Below are 1,036 nucleotides of genomic sequence, written 5' to 3' on the forward strand. Positions count from 1 at the left end.
GCCGTCTTCCATCGCGATGGGGGCGATGAGCTCGACGTTGAACTTCAGGTTGTCGCCCGGCATCACCATCTCGGTGCCTTCGGGCAGCTGCACGGTGCCGGTCACGTCCGTGGTGCGGAAGTAGAACTGCGGACGGTAGTTGGCGAAGAACGGCGTGTGGCGGCCGCCTTCTTCCTTGGTCAGGATGTAGGCCTCGGCCTCGAACTTGGTGTGCGGCTTCACGGAGTTCGGCTTGCACAGCACCTGGCCGCGCTCCACGTCCTCACGCGTCACGCCCCGCAGCAGCGCGCCGATGTTGTCGCCGGCTTCCCCACGGTCCAGAAGCTTGCGGAACATCTCCACGCCCGTGCAGACCGACTTGCGGGTGTCGCGGATGCCCACGATCTCCACTTCGTCACCCACGTTGATCACGCCCCGCTCCACGCGGCCCGTCACCACGGTCCCGCGGCCCGAGATCGAGAACACGTCCTCGATGGGCATCAGGAACGGCTGGTCCACGGCGCGCACCGGCGTCGGGATGTACTCGTCCACCGCCGCCATCAGCGCGCGGATCGAGTCCTCGCCGATGTCCTTGCGCTCGCCGATCATGGCCTGGTGCGCCGAGCCCTTGATGATGGGCACGTCGTCGCCAGGGAACTCATAGGAGGACAGAAGCTCGCGCAGCTCCATCTCCACGAGCTCGATCAGCTCCTCGTCGTCCACGAGGTCGACCTTGTTCATGTACACCACGAGCGCCGGCACGCCCACCTGGCGGGCCAGAAGGATGTGCTCGCGCGTTTGCGGCATCGGACCGTCGGAGGCCGCGCACACCAGGATGCCGCCATCCATCTGCGCCGCACCCGTGATCATGTTCTTCACGTAGTCGGCGTGGCCGGGGCAGTCCACATGCGCGTAGTGACGGTTCTCCGTCTCGTACTCCACATGCGCCGTCGAGATCGTGATCCCACGCGCCCGCTCCTCGGGCGCCGCGTCGATCTGGTCATACGCCTTGAAGTCGCCAAAGTACCGCGTGATCGCCGCCGTCAGCGTCGTCTTG

1 protein-coding gene is annotated in these 1,036 nt (G+C 66.1%); it reads right to left on the reverse strand.

The annotated features are described in order from the left end of the window. The coding region (tuf, locus tag FHG66_RS21415; RefSeq protein WP_139079165.1) for an elongation factor Tu at nt 1-1,036 on the reverse strand (1,036 nt) is incomplete at both ends.

Source organism: Rubellimicrobium rubrum, from assembly GCF_006152115.1.
Classification (GTDB): Bacteria; Pseudomonadota; Alphaproteobacteria; order Rhodobacterales; family Rhodobacteraceae; genus Rubellimicrobium; species Rubellimicrobium rubrum.